Origin of the sequence: Peribacillus sp. NPDC097198, assembly GCF_044762055.1 — a bacterium.
In the GTDB taxonomy this organism is placed as follows: Bacteria; Bacillota; Bacilli; order Bacillales; family DSM-1321; genus Peribacillus.
In genome coordinates, this window is sequence record NZ_JBIWDO010000004.1 from 249,528 (window position 1) to 267,183 (window position 17,656).

Here is a 17,656-nt window from a genome sequence, read left to right on the forward strand (position 1 = left end):
TCCAAGGGAAATCCCCTTGGACCTTTTATGAATTCAATTCGTTCTGATGTGATTTTCCCTTGTATAATATGGTAAAGTGTAATGTGAAAGGGGATGTTTTATTTGACAGGTAGCGTGGAGCAAGTAGAAAGAGAATTTAAAGAATACGTCAAGAAAATATCGGCATATAACGAGGCGCTTGCACTCATATTCTGGGACTTGCGTACGGGAGCTCCCAAAAAGGGTGTGGAGCAACGATCTGAAGTGATTGGGGTGCTCTCCTCTGAAGTTTTCAATATGACCACAAGTTCCGAAATGAAGCGGTTTATTGATGAGCTCACAACAGAGAAAGCAGAACGAAAACTTAGTGAAGTAACGATGAAAATGGTACAGGAATGTAAGAAAACCTTTGAGAGAAATAATAAGATTCCAGCAGATGAATATAAGGAATTCGTGATATTACAATCCCGTTCGGAAAGTGCGTGGGAAGAAGCAAGGGAAAAAGCGGACTTTTCTATATTTGAACCTTACCTTGAGAGAGTTGTCGCCTATACTCGTAAATTTGTTGAATATTGGGGATACAAGGACCAGCCATACGATACTTTGTTAGATATGTATGAACCGGGTATGACCGTTGAGATCCTAGATAGAGTATTTGGTGAGCTTCAGGCGAGCATCGTTCCCTTGGTCAAGCAAATTGCCGATAGTAAGCATCAACCTGGGACAGATTTCCTTTATAAGGAATTTCCTAAGGAAAAACAACAGCAATTCAACCACGAAGTTTTAAAACAAATCGGGTACGATTTTAAGGCTGGTAGGCTTGATGAAACCGTCCATCCATTTGCAACTGGAATCAATAGAGGCGACGTTCGTGTTACGACCCGGTATGACGAACGTGATTTTAGAGGCGCAATTTTTGGCACCATCCATGAGTGTGGCCACGCTATTTACGAGCAGAATATTGCTGAGGAGTTAACGGGTACACTTCTCGATAGTGGGACTTCGATGGGAATCCATGAATCTCAATCTCTATTTTTTGAAAACTTCATTGGCCGAAGCTTAAGTTTCTGGAAAAACCAATATTCGCTTTTAAAGGAGTTTGCTCCCGAGCAGTTCGCGGATGTTGCACTTGAAGATTTCTATCGTGGAATTAATGAATCGAAGCCTTCTTTTATCCGTATTGAAGCCGATGAGTTAACATACCCACTACATATCATGATTCGCTATGAATTGGAAAAGGCTCTCTTTAATGGTGAGCTTGAAGTGAAGGACTTACCAAGTGCATGGAACAAAAAATACGAGGAGTATCTGGGTATCATACCTGAAGATGATGCAGTGGGTGTTTTGCAAGACGTCCATTGGTCTGACGGAAGTTTTGGGTATTTTCCATCCTATGCACTTGGCTATATGTATGCCGCTCAATTTAAACATGCGATGCTGCAGGATTTACCACAATTTAATGAACTTTTGGAAGCGGGTAACATTGAACCTATCAGGAATTGGCTTAACGAAAAGGTCCATAAATTCGGTAAGTTGAAAAAACCCTTAGAGATTTTGAAAGAAACAACGGGGGAAGGTTTGAATGTGCAATATTTAATCGAGTATCTAGAAGAAAAGTATAAAGCGGTTTATAAAGTTAAATAACATGGATAAAGTGAAGCCTTGGCAACTTGCCAAGGCTTTCTTTAATCACCAAAATTTAAAACCCTTTGAACCTGGTGGGGCATTTTGAATGATATCAATAAATGGAATGGTATAGGCGAAAAGAATAAGTGCTGCGGTTATTCCAAGCCATAATTTCCAGTTTTCAAAAACGAGAGAAATCGTTGCATCCTCATTTGATTCACCTACTGGGAATTCTTCATTTCCCTTTGGAGCAAAGAAGGCCAATTGGATGAAAATAATAATATATAAAACGATTCCAATAAATAGTATGGTTCCACCGATTGCCTGGGCGATTTGATAAGGAATCCACTCAAGTGCCTGTGCTGACTCCCCATAAGTAGAAAAAGATGAGCGACGAGGTGCACCCAGTAGTCCGGCAATATGCATAGCCCCAGACATGATGGACATTCCGATTGCCCAAAAGATACCTTGAATGATGGCTAATTTATTAAGTTTTTTAGTCAATATCCGTCCAGTCAAATGAGGAACCAGCCAATAAGAAATGCCGAAAAAAGTTAGAATTACTGAAGTGGCCAATGTTAAATGAAAATGTCCCGTTACCCATATGGTATTATGAACAACCTGGTTCAATTGGTTCGATGCATTGACAAGTCCCCCGGCTCCAGCTGGGACGAAAGCCACCATCCCGATAAAAGGAACGGTAAAACGGGCATCGCCCCAAGGGAGTTTTAGGAACCATCCGAATAAACCTGTAGCATTTTGTGAACGTCCGTATTTTTCAAAAGTGCCGAATAAAGAAAAAGCAGTCATTAAAGAAGGGATTACGACCAAGAAAGTTAATGCAACTTGTATATATTTCCAAACAGGGTCTATTCCTGGCTCAAGCAATTGATGATGAAGCCCGACAGGAATGGAGAACAACAGAAATAAAATAAAAGACATCCTCGCTAATGAATCCGAAAATATTTTACCGCCAATGATCTTAGGAATCACTACATACCAGCACATATAGGCTGGTAGCAACCAGAAATAAACAAGTGGATGACCAAAATACCAGAACAAAGTCCTGCTTGCTAAAATGTTAATCGAATCAACCCATCCTAAAGACCAAGGAAGAAGCTGGAACAAGACGGTGATAGCGCCCCCTAACGTGGCTACGAACCATAATAAAGTATTGACCACAGCCATGAAACTTAATAAGGGGCTGGATTTTCCCTTGTTATTTTTCCGCCATTTATGGTATGTCACCAATAGGGAGCCACCGCTAAACCAACTGCCAACGATGACAAGTGTCAATCCCCCATAGAAAATAGGATGGGCTTGAAGAGGGGCATAAAAAGTATAAAGGACGGAAGCTTCGTTTAATAACACCATAAGAGCCGCCATTGCCGTTCCAACTGTCATTGTCCAAAAACCAACCCAGCCTGAGAATCTTGCCCATTTGGTTAAAGGTCCTATGGTTTTACTGATTGCTGAAAGATGAAACCCCAAAATGAAGAAGGTCGTAAGAATTAGTGCGAGTAAAACGCCATGGACAGTAAGTAGTTGATAATAGGTTATTCCTGCAGGCAATTCGACTTTGCCTGAACGTACAAGTGTTTGAAGGAGTCCCGCAAAGCCCCCTAGTCCCAAGGCAATGATGGCAACATAGAAATGTGCCATGGAAAGCTTCGCATCAAGTGGGTGAATTTTTTCGTTATCAATAGCTTTTGTCATTTTGAAACCACCTCAATTTGAGCGCTCATCATATGGTGACCAACTCCGCAGTATTCATTGCATATAATTAGGTTTTCCCCCACTTTATTGAAAGTAGCGGTATATTCACTGACATAACCAGGTTCAAGCATCATATTGACATTTGTCCCGGCTACTTCAAATCCGTGGATGACATCCTTGGTTGTCGCAATGATTTTGACAGTCGCCCCCTTTGGAATCTCCACCTTTGCTGGGCTGTACGAAAAAGCCGAAGCCACAAATACTAATTCATAATCCCAATCCTTTCCGTCTACTTTATGTAATCCGGGATCATTGAAGGGGGCAGTGGTATCAACCTTTTCAGGGTCGATGGTTACTAAACAGCTTGGTGGCTGGTTCCCTAAATAGAAAGCACTTACCCCTAGAACTGTTAAGAAAATGAGTAGGGCGACCGTTCCTAAAATGAGCCAAATCTTTTCAAACTTATGCATATGCATCATTTATCCTCCTCACTTAACCTAAACGACCCGTAAATAAAAAATAAATGCTGACCCAAATCACTATTAGAAAAATTCCAAGTAGTAAAACCGAAGCGAGTGTGCCTTTCAAATCAGAATCTTGTTTTATTTGTGTTTTGTTCTTGCCAGTAGGTTCGGACATTTTTTCACACCTTTCCCATTAGAAAAAAATAGAGTAACTAAGCTACTTAATCATACAAAAGTACCAGATGAATAGTAGCTGTTTTTTCTCATTTCACAAATTGTTCAATCATTGTCTTAACAAGTTGGAAATAGGGGAATATTGAAACGTTAAGGAAAGTGTTGGTTTGAAAGGAAGGCGTATTGTGAAAGTATTGTGAAGTTTATGAACTTGCCATTTATATTCCATACGAAAGGATATCTCCAAGATATATTTTTTTTGAATTTTCAAATAACACGAATGATAAACTATCATTTTAATTTTAAGTTCGTTTTTTTATCAAGTTTTTCTTTTCAAATTGTGAAGGCATTGTTATAATTCTTGTATTATTAAAAATAAATTTTTTTCACTCGTATAATCGCAGGAATATGGCCTGCAAGTTTCTACCGGATTACCGTAAATAATCTGACTATGAGTGAGTAATAGATCTTGTCGCGACTTGAAGGGACTTTATATATCCTTTTTCATGAATGCCCAAGAAATATTGCTTCACTCTACTATGTGATGCAATGTTTCTTGGGCATTTTTCATTTACCAGGAAACAATGACATGACTTAAAATAATCAATCATCTTAGATTGGGAGGAATCTTCATGCAACTATTAAAAGAAAAAATCTTGTCAGAGGGGCAAGCGTTATCTAAAGACATTTTAAAAGTGGATTCATTCTTGAACCACCAAATGGATCCTGTGCTAATGAAAGAAATCGGTAAAGAATTTGTAAAACGATTTGCACATAAAGAGATAACAAAGGTGCTTACGATTGAATCTTCGGGGATTGGACCAGGTCTTATGGCAGCTTTGGAATTGGATGTTCCATTAATTTTTGCTCGTAAACGTAAATCCCTTACATTGACTGAGGGGCTAGTGACGGCATCGGTTCATTCCTTTACTAAAAAAGAAACCAATACTATTTCCGTATCGGATAAGTATATTAAAGCCGGTGATAAAGTCTTAATAATCGATGACTTTTTAGCTGTTGGACAGGCTGCCCGGGGGTTGGCGGATATTTGTAAACAGGTAGGCGCTGAAGTGGTCGGTATAGGAATCGTTATAGAGAAAGCTTTCCAAAGTGGTGGCAAAGATCTTAGGGATCAAGGTTTCCAAGTTGAATCCTTAGCAAGGATCAAGGAGTTGAACGTAGGCCAAATAACATTCATTGAGGAGCGGGAAGGAGCTATCGTTCATGTCTGAAAATCAATCCCCATTGAAAGTTGCATCGTTAGGGTTACAACACGTTCTTGCAATGTATGCTGGTGCCATTGTTATCCCCCTTATTGTTGGTGGTGCTATGGGATTGAACTCGACACAGTTGACCTATTTAGTTTCAATCGACATTTTAATGTGTGGTATTGCGACTTTATTGCAAGTCGTAAAAATGAAATATTTTGGGATTGGCCTTCCTGTAGTACTTGGTTGTACTTTCACCGCAGTAAGTCCGATGATTGCAATTGGTACTCAGTATGGGATGAATAGCATTTATGGGGCCATTCTGGTTTCAGGTTTGATTGTGGTTTTGATCAGTAAGTTTTTTGGGAAGCTATCGAGGTTCTTCCCGCCTGTTGTAACAGGATCGGTAGTTACAATCATTGGAATTACGCTCATTCCAGTGGCCATTAATAATCTGGGGGGCGGACAAGGAGCGGTTGATTTTGGTTCCTTGAATAATGTAGCCCTTGGTTTTGGAACGTTGCTATTCATCATTTTGATGTATAAGTTCTCAACGGGCTTTGCCAGGTCCATTGCTATTTTACTTGGATTATTCTTTGGGACATTTGTGGCTTTCTTCATGGGTAAAGTAGAATTCGGTGCCGTAGAGGGCGCTTCATGGCTTCATATGCCACATTTTTTCTATTTCGGTTTTCCTGAGTTTAATATCACGGCCATCATAACCATGACCCTGGTTGCTGTAGTAAGTTTAGTGGAATCAACAGGTGTTTACTATGCTTTGGGGGAAATCACAGATAAAGAAATTTCTGAAGATGACTTGGCGCGGGGGTATCGTTCGGAAGGATTGGCCAGTATAATCGGTGGTCTGTTTAATGCATTTCCATATACGGCTTTTTCGCAAAATGTGGGCCTGATTCAATTATCGGGCATCAAAACAAGAAATGTCATTTATGTAGCTGCGAGCATGCTCATATTAATTGGTTTCGTACCTAAAATAGGTGCGTTCACAACGATCATTCCTCCATCCGTTTTAGGAGGCGCGATGGTAGCCATGTTCGGGATGGTGATTGCAGCGGGAATTAAAATGCTGAGCAGGGTGGATTTTTCCTCCCAGGAAAATTTATTGATCATTGCCTGTTCAGTAGGTATGGGAATAGGGGTGACGGTTGTTCCCGAGGTGTTCGCAAATATTCCTGGCGGCATCCAGATTCTAACCGAAAATGGTATCGTTGCTGGAAGTTTAACTGCGATCTTCTTGAATATCATTTTCAATGTTATCCCGACAAAAGGGAGAGTAAAGAAAGTGCGTATCGAAGGACAAAAAGTAGCCTGATTATTTTCACATGATCAAAAAATGAGACTGTCTTCCTTATCCGATTCGGTGGGGAGGCAGTTTTTATTTGTCCCCTAGGCAACTGAATTAAAATGGTTGGTTTAAAAAATAAAAAGGAAACTCTCTTCACTTTCTGAATATATTATTAGTATCTGTTTAAGAAAGAAAGTGATAGGAATGGAAAAAAAATATTGTATGCATTGTCGGACCATTTTGAATCAGGAATGTAGATGTTTTGTCTGTGGGAAAGAGGAATTTCAGAACATCATCATCCAAGTACAAAATCAATCTTCCGTGGAGAAAGAAGAATGAAAGAACCCCCTTACCAAGTATGAAGGTAAGGGGGTTCTTTCATGTTGATACTAGCTTTCAATCATCAGAATAATATGAAGGGTTCCAGCCCCTTCGAGGACTACAGGCAAATTGATGGCTTGATTGAAGCCATACATTTTCGTTTGACCGACAAGGACGGTTGGTGGTGTTATATCCATTAAGGTATCATCATTTGCTAAGGAAGTTGCGAGATTACCTGCAAGCATATTACCAAGCTCTGCGGCGAACGACTCTAGCATTTCGCCTTCTAGAGGCATTCCAAACATGACTTCGCCTATTTTACTTACACAGTCACTTGTTCCTTCGATAATTAATCTACCCCGAACGGCACCCGTCATTCCAATAAGTACAGAGATGGATTCCTGTTCAAAAGGTTGCATAATGAGGGAAGGCTTCTGGACATCCGAAGAAAAAGGAAGGACGGACTTCACTGCTGAAATCGTACCGTTTAAAACTTTCGTAATGCTAGCGCTGATTTCCATTTAAATTCCTCCGATTGTATGGTTAATCCTATAATATCAAATTTATAGGGTGAAATACCTATTTTATTGAAAAAAATAATGAAAAATATGTATTTAAGACTACGTGGTTTTTTAGAATTAAATTCAAAGGGATTGGGAAGCTTAACCATATATTGATTAATAAGGAGTGAATTCATGTCATATCTTTTATCTGCTTCCCACATAAAACTCCCTTATCAACTTTCACAGGAAAAAATCATGGAGTTTTCCCGCGAAATTTTCGGTGCATCTTTTAAGAATATAGAACGATTATTGCAGGCGTTCAAAAACGGCCAAGTTGAAAATAGGTATTTTTCCAATAAGCTGGATTGGTTTAGGGAAGATCATACTTTTCAAGAAAAAAATGAAGTATATGTTAAACAGGCTGTCGAATTCGGAAAAGAGGCCGTAGAAAAGTGTTTGGTTAATACTGATTTCTTGAAAAATGGGATTCATCCTAATGAAATTGACGCCTTTTTTTATATTTCAAGTACTGGAATAGCCACCCCAACCATAGATGCGAGGATCATGAATGAACTTCCTTTTAATTCTCATATGAAAAGGATACCGATATGGGGGCTGGGTTGTGCCGGGGGGGCAAGTGGCCTATCACGCGCATTTGAATATTGTAAAGCGTTTCCGAAAGCAAAGGTTATCGTATTGTGTGTAGAACTGTGTAGCTTAACCTTTCAGAAAAATGATATTTCCAAAAGTAATTTAATTGGGACCTCTTTATTTTCCGATGGAATTAGCTGTGTCTTGATCTGCGGTGATGATGCTAAGGTTGAAGGAAAATCAAATAAAGACCACCATCTGCATTTCTTGAATTCACAATCCACCCTTATGCCCAATTCATTGGATGTGATGGGGTGGGATTTGAAAGACCAGGGCCTCCATGTCATCTTCTCAAAAGACATACCTACTATCATCAAGGAATGGCTTAAACCGAAAGTGGAAGACTTTTTAAAGGAGGAAGGACTTAGACTTGGGGATATTAAGGATTTTATAGCCCACCCTGGCGGAAAGAAGGTTATTGATGCCTATCATGAATCGTTAGGTTTCAACGAAGGGATGACGGCGGAATCAATGGCGGTTTTAAGAGAGTTTGGTAATATGTCATCGGCTACGATTTTGTATGTACTGGAGAGATTCATGAAGCGTAGTGGTCAAACTGGTCAATATGGTCTTGCCGCTGCATTGGGGCCAGGATTTTCATCTGAATTAGTATTAATGAGGTGGAACTGATGCTATTTGGGATTTTTATAGGCTTGATTGCCTTACAGCGCCTTGCTGAATTATACATCGCCAAGCAAAATGAAAAGCAGATGAAGAGAATTGGGGGAGTCGAGTATGGAGTGGACCATTATCGGTGGATGGTCCTCTTGCACTTGAGTTTCTTTTTAGCACTCATATTTGAGGTAGTTGGATTTACTAGAGCTTTTTCTCCCCTTTGGCCGATTTGGTTATCGTTGTTTTTATTGGCCCAAGTAGGCCGGGTTTGGGTGATCATGTCTCTTGGTAAGCATTGGAATACAAAAATCATAGTCGTTCCTGACGCGGAAGTAATCATCAAAGGCCCCTATAGGTATGTTAAACATCCGAATTACCTCATCGTGGCCACTGAAATAATCGTTATTTCACTGTTATTCAATGCTTATTATACAGCAATGATATTCAGCCTTTTAAATGTCTGGATGATGTCAGTGAGGATACCACTAGAAGAAAGGGCTTTAAAAGAACATACGGAATATTCTACAGCTTTTAAGCAAAAATAATAAAAAGTTTGGTTTTCTTATTGAAAATGATTATCGTTCGTGATAAGATTCTAAATGAAGATGAAAATTATTCTCAATGGTTGTATTGAAAAGAAAAACTATGACAATTAAAACTAAAAATGTACGAATATAAAAGAGGATGGTGTTTTGTAATGATTTGGTTATTCATTTTATTGACAGTCGCTACATATACATTTGTGATGAAACATGTGTTGAATAATATCCAAAAACCGGCTAAGGTGAATCGTTCTTTAATCCAGTCAAATAACGAAAATCAAACTAGTTACCACCCAACACCCTCACCTCGGTAAGAATCTGCATTCAGTAAAGCAATAAGCCTTATGAAAGCCCACAAAATTGTGGGCTTTTTTGAGTTTTCCAATGCATTACGGCGTCTTTTACTAGTAAAACATCAAGCAAACGGTATGAATAACAAACGAAATCGTTTACAATAGGAGTATCAAAATGACGATAGAATAAGGGGTATGGAAAGATGATTTCTGAAGTAACCAAGCAACAGTCTAAATTGGGGATTTTGACTGCCATGTATGAAAAATTCCAATTGGCAGGTGATACGGGTAATGCCGATAAACTGAAACAGTTAATCATGAAAGTGAATAAAGAAGAATTTATCATTGCTTTTTGTGGTCATTTTTCCGCAGGGAAATCAAGCATGATCAATTACTTTTTGGGTGATCAAGTATTGCCTTCTAGTCCGATTCCTACGAGTGCCAATACAGTTAAAGTTCAAAAAGGAGATGACTATGCCAAGGTCTTTTATCATCATCAGCCACCGGTAGTATTTCCTGCACCATATGATTTTAAAGAGGTAAAGAAATTCGCCAAGGACGGCGATTCCGTATCGGCCATTACCATTAGCTCCAATCAGTTTCAATTGCCAGATTCTTGTGCAATCATGGATACGCCGGGAATTGACTCGACCGATGATGCTCACAGGGTATCGACTGAATCAGCCTTGCATCTAGCGGATGTCGTTTTTTATGTTATGGATTATAACCATGTCCAATCTGAAGTGAATTTCCTTTTCACGAAAGAATTAGTAGAAGCGGAAAAACCGACGTACTTAATTATCAATATGATTGATAAGCATGATGAAAATGAGCTGAGCTTCCAGAATTTTAAATTATCGGTTTCAGAAGCTTTTGCGAATTGGAATGTATATCCTGATGGAATCTTTTTTACGTCTGTTAGAGATTTGGACAATAGCGAGAATGAAATTGAAACTGTGCGGAATTTTATGTATCAAATGGCGGAAAATGGTTTGTCGAATGGCAAGGACGCCATCATGCAATCTGCGAATGCTCTTGTTGAAAGACATCTTATCTGGTTAAAAGAGCAGTATGAAGAAGAACATGCCAGTGAATTTGAAGTACTGTCGGAGCTTCCTAATGAAGAGCGGATAAAGTTGACAGACCAAGTGGATAAACTAATCAAGGAAAAGGGATCTTTAACGGATCGCTTGGAGAAGATAAAAGCCCAGTTTGCCGAGGATTTGGAAGTCATTTTGAAAAGCGCGTATATCATGCCGGCAACTACTCGCGATTTGGGAAAATCATTCTTGGAATCCGTCCAGCCCGATTTTAAAATGGGATTATTATTTGCAAAGAAAAAAACGGAAGCTGAACGTGCGGAGCGCCTTCAATCCTTCTTAGCTGATTTGCAAGAAAAGGTTAAGACTCAACTTGAATGGCACCTTAAAGAGTTGGCGGTAAAGACTCTTACTGAGGCAGAAGTACATGATGCAACGCTAGAAAGTGATGCCCAGACATTACATATCGAGATTACAGAAGAGTATATCCGGAAATCTCTGAAACCACAGGTCAATGTTACAGGGGAATATGTATTGAACTATACCAATGACCTAGCTTCCACGATTAAAAAGAAGTCCCGTGATGAAGCGGATGTATTTTTCAATAAAGTGATTGTCACCCTGGAAGAAAGAATTGGTTTACAATCAGAATCCATTGATAAAGAGCTGGAAGGTTTTGCTGATTTTGCAGAAGCCCTTAAGGTTACAGCAGCAATGAACGGTGAAATAGCCGCTCATAAGGAACAGTTGGATGCCATTGCCAATCAGACTGTACAGTCAGCCAAGGAAAGTGATATCGAGGCACTTCTGACTCAATGGGATGAAGAAGATAAAAATATCAAGGTTAAAATAATGAATACGAGTGAAACCGAAGCGGTAAATCAGGAAAAGAAACAGAAGCCATCCCAAACGTCCATGGAAGAAAAAAAGGTGCAAATCGAATCGGTCACCCCTTCTATGAGTAAAGGGGACTTACGTGGTAAGGAAAAATTGATGGATACGGCAAGAAACTTACAAAGTGCAGCCAAACTGATTCAACCTTTGAAAGGTTTCCAATCGCTCTATAAAGAATTAACAGAGAAGGCGAGTAGACTCGAAAAGCAGACATTCACTGTTGCATTATTCGGTGCTTTCAGTGCCGGCAAGTCATCTTTCGCCAATGCATTGATGGGGGAAACCGTTTTACCGGTATCACCGAACCCTACCACTGCCGCAATCAATAAAATCTTGGCTTCGGATAGTGAACATCCACATGGTACAGCGACTGTTAAATTAAAAACCGAAGAAATGCTCCTAGAGGATGTGAAATTGGCTTTAAGTGCGTTTGGTCAAACTGCCAAGTCACTGAGTGAGGCACATCAACTAGCTTTGGAGATTATCGAAAAAGCGGGTGAAGTGGATAAAGGGAAAACTCATCTATCCTTCCTTCGTGCGTTCCATCAAGGAATGCCGCCATACCAAAAAGATTTAGGGTCAGTCATAACGGTGGATTTGGAAGGATTCAAGAGTTTTGCAGCAGAGGAATCGAAGTCATGTCTCGTGGATTTGATTGAATTACGTTACGACTGTGAAATGACAAAGCAGGGCATGGTGCTTGTCGATACCCCTGGAGCGGATTCCATTAATGCCAGGCATACTGGAGCTGCCTTCGAGTATATTAAAAACTCGGATGCGATTCTCTTCGTGACCTATTACAACCATCCCTTTTCAAAGGCTGACCGAGAATTCCTGATCCAACTTGGTCGCGTTAAGGATTCTTTTGCAATGGATAAAATGTTCTTTATCGTCAATGCAGTCGATCTTGCCCAGAATACCGACGAGTTGGAAGAAGTGATGGAGTATGTTACGGATCAATTGAATGGCTTCGGTATCCGTTTTCCAAAGCTATTCCCGCTTACTAGTAAAGGTGCTTTGGCAGAAAAGAAACTTCCTGGTTCATTCAAGCACTCTTTCCTTCAGGATAGTGGAATAACGGAATTTCAATTGCAATTCGATTCGTTCATCGAACATGACTTAACGGGGCTTGCAATCGAATCAGCGCAGGCGGCTGTACGAAGGACCGAAGAATTAATGCGTGATGTTATTACGGCCTCTAAGCAAGATGAGAAAGCCAAGCAAAAGGCCCTTGAGACATTGGCGCAAGAGGCTCAGACCATAACAGGCATTTTGGAAGTCATTAAAGGGGATGCCGAAAAACTACGGTTGAAAAAAGAGATTGATGAATTGACTTTCTATAGTAAACAACGGGTGTTTTTCCGGTTCAATGACTTTTTCAAGGAATCATTCAACCCTGCTGTCATAAAGGACGACGGACAGGACTTGAAACAGGTCCTTAAGTTAGCCTTAAAGGACCTACTCGAATCATTAGGATTCGACCTATCACAGGAAATGCGTGCCACAGCATTGAGGACTGAGATGTTCGTCAATAAATTGTTGAATGAAAAACAAGTCGGTTTGCTCCAACAGATCCAGAATGTCCGAAAAACAATTTCGTTACAACCATATGAACCAAGTGAGAAAGAGTCCCTTGAGTTCACAAGTGCTTTTAACCAAATGGATGCGGGTGAATTCAAAAAAGAGTTAGCTCAGTTCAAGAATCCAAAAAGCTTCTTCGAAAAAAATGAAAAGGTAAAAATGAGTGAGGATATCCAATTGCGCTTGGATGAGCCTGCCTTAATTTACGTGAAAGAACAGGGTGCCCGTCTTTTTGAATTATATACAACGATTCTGGATCAGGAATTGCTATCGATTCAAAAGAAATTCCAAGCGGAAATAGCCGATGTGTTTGCTGGGTTACGTGCTGCTTTAGAGGAAAAGGTAGATTTACCTTACTATGAGGCTGCTGTAGAAAAATTGGTAAAAATGAATTCTTAGAATAATAATGGAAACGAGGTTACTTTATGAAAGAAAACCTTATTTCACTTTTGTCCGAACTTGAAAAGCGTGAACATATTACAATCATGATGGCTGCTGTAACAGGCAGCCATTCTTTTGGTCTATCATCATCAAGTTCGGATTTCGATGTCAGATTTATTTATGTCCAAAATGAAGTCAAAACATATTTATCGATAAGCAAGCCTGTCGACTCCATCCAGTTGGTTGAGGGCTCTTTAGACCTCGTAGGATGGGATTTGTTCAAGGCCTCCCGGCTCATGTTAAAGAGTAACCCTTCTGTTTATGAGTTAGTTACGTCTCCCATTCAACTTATCGACGAGCCAACCTATCGCAGAAATATGCTAAGTTTAATGAATGTAGCTTATTCCAAAAAGGTTTTAGGGCATCATTACCTCCGCATGATTAAGAGCAATATTCAACGATTGGCTGAAGAAAAGGATACGGAAATTAAAACGTTAAAAACTTGGGTACAAGTTTATCGATCGTATTTGACGTTACACTATCTAATCCAAAAAAAATCGCTACCACCCATAGATGTGTGGGAATTGCTGGAGTCCGTGGTGCTTGAAGAAGATATGAAAAAGAGGATGACTACAATATTCATGGCTAAACAAAGCGAAGATTTTCCGAAACTTGCAAGTGAAGAAAATCTTAAGGTCTTGAAAGGAACATTCCCCTTCTTGGAAGAGAATGTAACAAAGCTTCCGGTGGGAAGGGACATGGAGAAGGAACTCAATCATATAAATTGGTCCATTCTAAAGGGAGAGATAGTAAAATGGGATATATAATAGAGGTAGAAGAGTTAATATCCATGAGCAAATTAGAGGATGTCAGAATTTGTGATTGCCGATATAAGCTTGGGTCACCAGAAGTGGGCGGTAAAGAATACGAAAAAGAACATATTACAGGTGCCGTATATTTTGATTTAGAAAAAGACTTATCTGGACAGGTTGAAGAACATGGAGGGAGACATCCGCTTCCGAATTTGGTTCAGTTTAAAAATAAGCTAGAATCATATGGAATAACCAACGATACAATTTTAGTTGCCTATGATGGTGGGGAGGGTAGCTTCGCTTCAAGATTCGTTTGGCTGCTTTCCTATATTGGGCACCAGAATGTCTACATCCTGAATGGTGGATATCAGGCATGGAAGGATGGATGGTACCCTTCGGATTCTAATATACCAGAATATAAACAGGCAGAATATCGACTACACATACATGAACCCATTTTGGCTTCTTACGAAAAGGTGAAGGAGTTTAGCGAAAAGAGACCGGATGACGTGGTGTTGATAGACTCAAGGGAAACTAAACGGTTCTTAGGAATTGTAGAGCCTATCGATAAAAAGGCAGGGCACATACCGGGGGCAATCAATAAGGTATGGACGAATGTTCTTGATGGGGGATATTTCTTGAAAAGGGATGAACTGAAGAAAACATTCGAGGGTATTAGCGGTGATAAGGAAATCATCGTTTATTGTGGTTCAGGTGTGACGGCTTCTCCCAATTATATTGCACTGAAGGAAGCCGGTTTCACTAATGTCAAGGTATATGTAGGAAGCTTCAGTGACTGGATTTCCTACCCGGATAATCCTATAGGATGATTAAGTTATTTCCAATTAACAATCCTCAAAAAGGTGTACAGCTATGGTAAAATAGATATACATCATGATAGAGGTGATAAAGTGTTAACGAATGAAAAAGAACAGCAGCCTTCCTTTATGCTTGTCGATGGAATGGCACTTTTATTTAGAGCCTTTTATGCAACGGCTGTCACAGGCCAGTTTATGATTAATTCTAAAGGGGCCCCCACAAATGCTGTACAGGGTTTCTTAAAGCATATGCTCACAGCGGTAAATCATTTCTCCCCTAGTCATATTGCAGTTTGCTGGGATATGGGTAGTAAAACATTCCGTAATGAATTATTTGATGGGTATAAGGCTAACAGAACGTCTGCCCCAGTTGAAATGATTCCACAATTCGAATTAGCGAAACAAGCGGTCGAGGCTTTTGATATTCCTAATATAGGGCTTCCAGGGTATGAGGCGGATGACTGTATCGGTACCATTGCAAAAGCTTCAGCCAATCATAGTCGCGTCGGAATCCTAACGGGTGACCAAGACATGCTTCAGCTGATTGAAGATAACATTTCCGTCCTCTTACTAAAAAAGGGTTACGGCAATTATGAAGTGCATAATCCCACTAGTTTCTTTGAATGGAAAGGGATTACCCCTAGACAGATGATCGACCTTAAAGCATTGATGGGTGATACTGCAGACAATTATCCAGGTGTAAAAGGGATTGGGGAAAAAACAGCGTTGAAGTTATTGATACAATATCAAAATATTGAGGGTATCCTGGAAAATGTTGCTTCATTGACGAAGGGACAGCGGACAAAGATTGAATCAGCCCTTGATATGCTTCATTTATCAAGGCAGCTGGCGGAAATCAAATGTGATGTTCCGATATCATGTACCTTAGATCAGGCGATCTATCAATTCGATCGTGAAAAAGTCCAAAATCTTGCCAGGGATCATGAATATAAAACACTATTGCGGATGCTATAAAATGAATGAGCGAATTCCTTATGATGGGGAATTCGTTTTTTATTTAAATAGGGGTTTTTGTCGAAAAATGGATAGGCAAAACCCCTAATTTACGGTAAGATGTAAAAAGTATGAATGATGGAGTGGATGCAGTAGTGGGGCAATCAACTGAAGAATATGTGAGATTTCTTGAAGGAAAAGGTTTCTCTTTCGGAGATGATGCCATAGGCTTTATTTATTTTGGCAAACGGTACACGGAAGCGAGTGATACTTTAGTCAATACGGCAATCGAATTGACCTTGAAAATCCAAAAAAAGTTTGATGGCAGTTTTTATATCTCTTTCCTTGAAAACCTAAAGCAAAATGGCATTGAAACGCGCTTTGCAGCGGTAGCGTTTGCTAAAGAACAAGGTTTACTTAAATAGGCTGGACTTCGTAAGTAGAAGTCCAGCCTATTTACGTTACTTCCCTCGGTATAGATTTTCTTTGTGGAAGTTCAGCAAGAATCATGCCGGCAAAAATGAATCCACAACCGGTTAAAGAAGCGATTGTCAATTTTTCATCAATCCATATGTATGAGGTCATTGCAGCAAATACAGGTTCCATAGAAAAAATCAAGGCAACCCTAGTGGGCGTCGTATACGCCTGAAAATAGGTTTGTGCAAAAAAAGCAAATGAGGTGGCCAAGACTGAAGTTACTAATAGGGCCGTCCAAACCTCTGGCTGTAGCATGACCTCAGCCTTGAAGACTACTGAATAATTCTCACCAAAAAGCAAGGCGGAGAGAAAGGATAAAAGGGATACCGTTCCTATTTGTATTAGCGTCAATGGAAGCGCCGGAAGGGTTTTTGCATATTTTGCGGTCGTGATGATTTGCATGGCAAAGCTGATGGCACACAGAAACACTAAGAAATCCCCGACATTCACAGATGAATGGTCAACGAATGCCATTAAGTAAAGCCCAAAAGTTGCAGCAACGACTCCCAAAACCGTATTGCGTGACAGCTTCAATTTTAGGAGCACCAAAGAAAACACGGGGACCATCACCACACTTAATCCAGTAATGAAGCCTGTCTTTGCAGGAGTCGTTAACTCTAGCCCTTTTGTTTGAAAGGCATAACCCAAGAAAAGCCAAACCCCGATATGAAGTCCTGCCAACATTGTTTCTTTATGGTATCTATTCCCTTTTTTATGTAAAGTCAAAAAATATGGTACAAGCAAAAACAGAAAGGCAATGAGAAAGCGGACAGCATTAAAGCTAAAGGGTTCGAGAAAAGAGATGGCATTTTGAACCATTACAAATGTGACACCCCAAATAAATACCACGAATAGTAAAGTTGCATCAGCAGTCTTTTTCATGTTGATCCTTATTCAGACGTATGGCCCGTCGAGCTAACTCATCCGCCGATTTATTCTCTATACTTGGTATCCATTTCACGAAAAACAACTCTAGTTGGTCGGTTAGTTTAAGTGCTTCATAAAGCAAGGGCCCGTATTTCTTTTTAGCAAACTTCTTTTCAATAGCCTGGTTAATTGCCTGGGAATCCGTACGGAATGAGACGACTTGATAATTACTGGCAACACAAATCTCTAAAGCCTTAATTAATGCATGGTATTCCGCCTCGTGGTTTTCCATACAGCCAAGTGGTATTGAATGACGCTCTACCACACCGTTATTATTTATGAAAATGCCTGCGCCACTTGGTCCAGGGTTTCCGGCACTTGCACCATCTATATACACTTCAATCATGATGTTCCTCCTCGAGTACACAATATTA

General features: G+C 39.9%; 15 protein-coding genes and 1 riboswitch. Of the genes, 10 read left to right on the plus strand and 5 right to left on the minus strand.

Features of this window, described 5'->3' with window-relative positions; all coding sequences use genetic code 11:
• Nucleotides 1-102 precede the first annotated feature (102 nt).
• Nucleotides 103-1,623 carry a carboxypeptidase M32 gene (locus ACIQXQ_RS09005; protein ID WP_402956755.1) on the plus strand — a complete coding sequence of 507 codons (1,521 nt, stop codon included), beginning with the start codon at nt 103-105 and terminating at the stop codon, nt 1,621-1,623.
• Nucleotides 1,624-1,668: 45 nt separating this feature from the next.
• On the opposite strand, the gene ACIQXQ_RS09010 is transcribed toward ACIQXQ_RS09005, so the two are convergent.
• Nucleotides 1,669-3,321 (minus strand): b(o/a)3-type cytochrome-c oxidase subunit 1, encoded by a 1,653-nt coding sequence (locus tag ACIQXQ_RS09010; RefSeq protein ID WP_402956757.1) that lies wholly within the window; start codon nt 3,319-3,321, stop codon nt 1,669-1,671.
• Nucleotides 3,318-3,797: a cytochrome c oxidase subunit II gene (locus ACIQXQ_RS09015; RefSeq protein ID WP_402956759.1), complete on the minus strand. Its 480-nt coding sequence runs from the start codon at nt 3,795-3,797 to the stop codon at nt 3,318-3,320. Before ACIQXQ_RS09015 ends, ACIQXQ_RS09010 begins: the two co-directional genes overlap by 4 nt.
• A 532-nt stretch (nt 3,798-4,329) precedes the next feature.
• Nucleotides 4,330-4,431: riboswitch (purine riboswitch) on the plus strand.
• Nucleotides 4,432-4,591: 160 nt separating this feature from the next.
• Between ACIQXQ_RS09015 and ACIQXQ_RS09020 the strand changes: the two genes are divergently transcribed.
• Together ACIQXQ_RS09020 and ACIQXQ_RS09025 are read left to right on the plus strand one after the other, a co-directional pair.
• Complete coding sequence (locus ACIQXQ_RS09020; protein ID WP_402869076.1) at nt 4,592-5,191, plus strand: xanthine phosphoribosyltransferase; 600 nt, start codon at nt 4,592-4,594, stop codon at nt 5,189-5,191.
• Entirely contained in the window at nt 5,184-6,500 is a 1,317-nt protein-coding gene (locus tag ACIQXQ_RS09025; protein WP_402956761.1) for a nucleobase:cation symporter-2 family protein, read from the plus strand. The genes ACIQXQ_RS09020 and ACIQXQ_RS09025 overlap by 8 nt, the downstream gene beginning before the upstream one ends.
• Nucleotides 6,501-6,862: 362 nt before the next feature.
• Here ACIQXQ_RS09025 and ACIQXQ_RS09030 read toward each other — a convergent pair whose 3' ends face one another.
• Nucleotides 6,863-7,315 (minus strand): chemotaxis protein CheX, encoded by a 453-nt coding sequence (locus ACIQXQ_RS09030; RefSeq protein WP_402869073.1) that lies wholly within the window; start codon nt 7,313-7,315, stop codon nt 6,863-6,865.
• 174 nt (nt 7,316-7,489) lie between these two features.
• Here ACIQXQ_RS09030 and ACIQXQ_RS09035 point away from each other — a divergent pair, with 174 nt between their 5' ends.
• The 7 genes from ACIQXQ_RS09035 to ACIQXQ_RS09065 all read left to right on the plus strand — a co-directional run bounded on the left by ACIQXQ_RS09035 (nt 7,490) and on the right by ACIQXQ_RS09065 (nt 16,303).
• Nucleotides 7,490-8,578, plus strand: a complete 1,089-nt coding sequence (locus tag ACIQXQ_RS09035; protein ID WP_402956763.1) for a type III polyketide synthase — start codon at nt 7,490-7,492, stop codon at nt 8,576-8,578.
• Nucleotides 8,578-9,108: an isoprenylcysteine carboxyl methyltransferase family protein gene (locus ACIQXQ_RS09040; RefSeq protein ID WP_402869069.1), complete on the plus strand. Its 531-nt coding sequence runs from the start codon at nt 8,578-8,580 to the stop codon at nt 9,106-9,108. The genes ACIQXQ_RS09035 and ACIQXQ_RS09040 overlap by 1 nt, the downstream gene beginning before the upstream one ends.
• A gap of 493 nt (nt 9,109-9,601) precedes the next feature.
• Nucleotides 9,602-13,312: a dynamin family protein gene (locus ACIQXQ_RS09045; RefSeq protein WP_402956765.1), complete on the plus strand. Its 3,711-nt coding sequence runs from the start codon at nt 9,602-9,604 to the stop codon at nt 13,310-13,312.
• Nucleotides 13,313-13,338: 26 nt separating this feature from the next.
• Nucleotides 13,339-14,121, plus strand: coding sequence for a DNA polymerase beta superfamily protein (locus ACIQXQ_RS09050; RefSeq protein ID WP_402956767.1), 783 nt, complete (start codon nt 13,339-13,341; stop codon nt 14,119-14,121).
• Nucleotides 14,109-14,936, plus strand: a complete 828-nt coding sequence (locus ACIQXQ_RS09055; protein ID WP_402869065.1) for a sulfurtransferase — start codon at nt 14,109-14,111, stop codon at nt 14,934-14,936. Before ACIQXQ_RS09050 ends, ACIQXQ_RS09055 begins: the two co-directional genes overlap by 13 nt.
• A 117-nt stretch (nt 14,937-15,053) precedes the next feature.
• Nucleotides 15,054-15,899 (plus strand): 5'-3' exonuclease, encoded by an 846-nt coding sequence (locus tag ACIQXQ_RS09060; RefSeq protein WP_402869869.1) that lies wholly within the window; start codon nt 15,054-15,056, stop codon nt 15,897-15,899.
• A 110-nt stretch (nt 15,900-16,009) separates the two neighbouring features.
• Nucleotides 16,010-16,303, plus strand: a complete 294-nt coding sequence (locus ACIQXQ_RS09065; protein ID WP_402869063.1) for a DUF6123 family protein — start codon at nt 16,010-16,012, stop codon at nt 16,301-16,303.
• Nucleotides 16,304-16,334: 31 nt separating this feature from the next.
• Here the strand turns inward: ACIQXQ_RS09065 and ACIQXQ_RS09070 are convergent, their stop codons facing one another.
• Nucleotides 16,335-17,237, minus strand: a complete 903-nt coding sequence (locus ACIQXQ_RS09070; protein WP_402956769.1) for a DMT family transporter — start codon at nt 17,235-17,237, stop codon at nt 16,335-16,337.
• Complete coding sequence (locus ACIQXQ_RS09075; protein WP_402869059.1) at nt 17,221-17,628, minus strand: reverse transcriptase-like protein; 408 nt, start codon at nt 17,626-17,628, stop codon at nt 17,221-17,223. Before ACIQXQ_RS09075 ends, ACIQXQ_RS09070 begins: the two co-directional genes overlap by 17 nt.
• Nucleotides 17,629-17,656 lie beyond the last annotated feature (28 nt).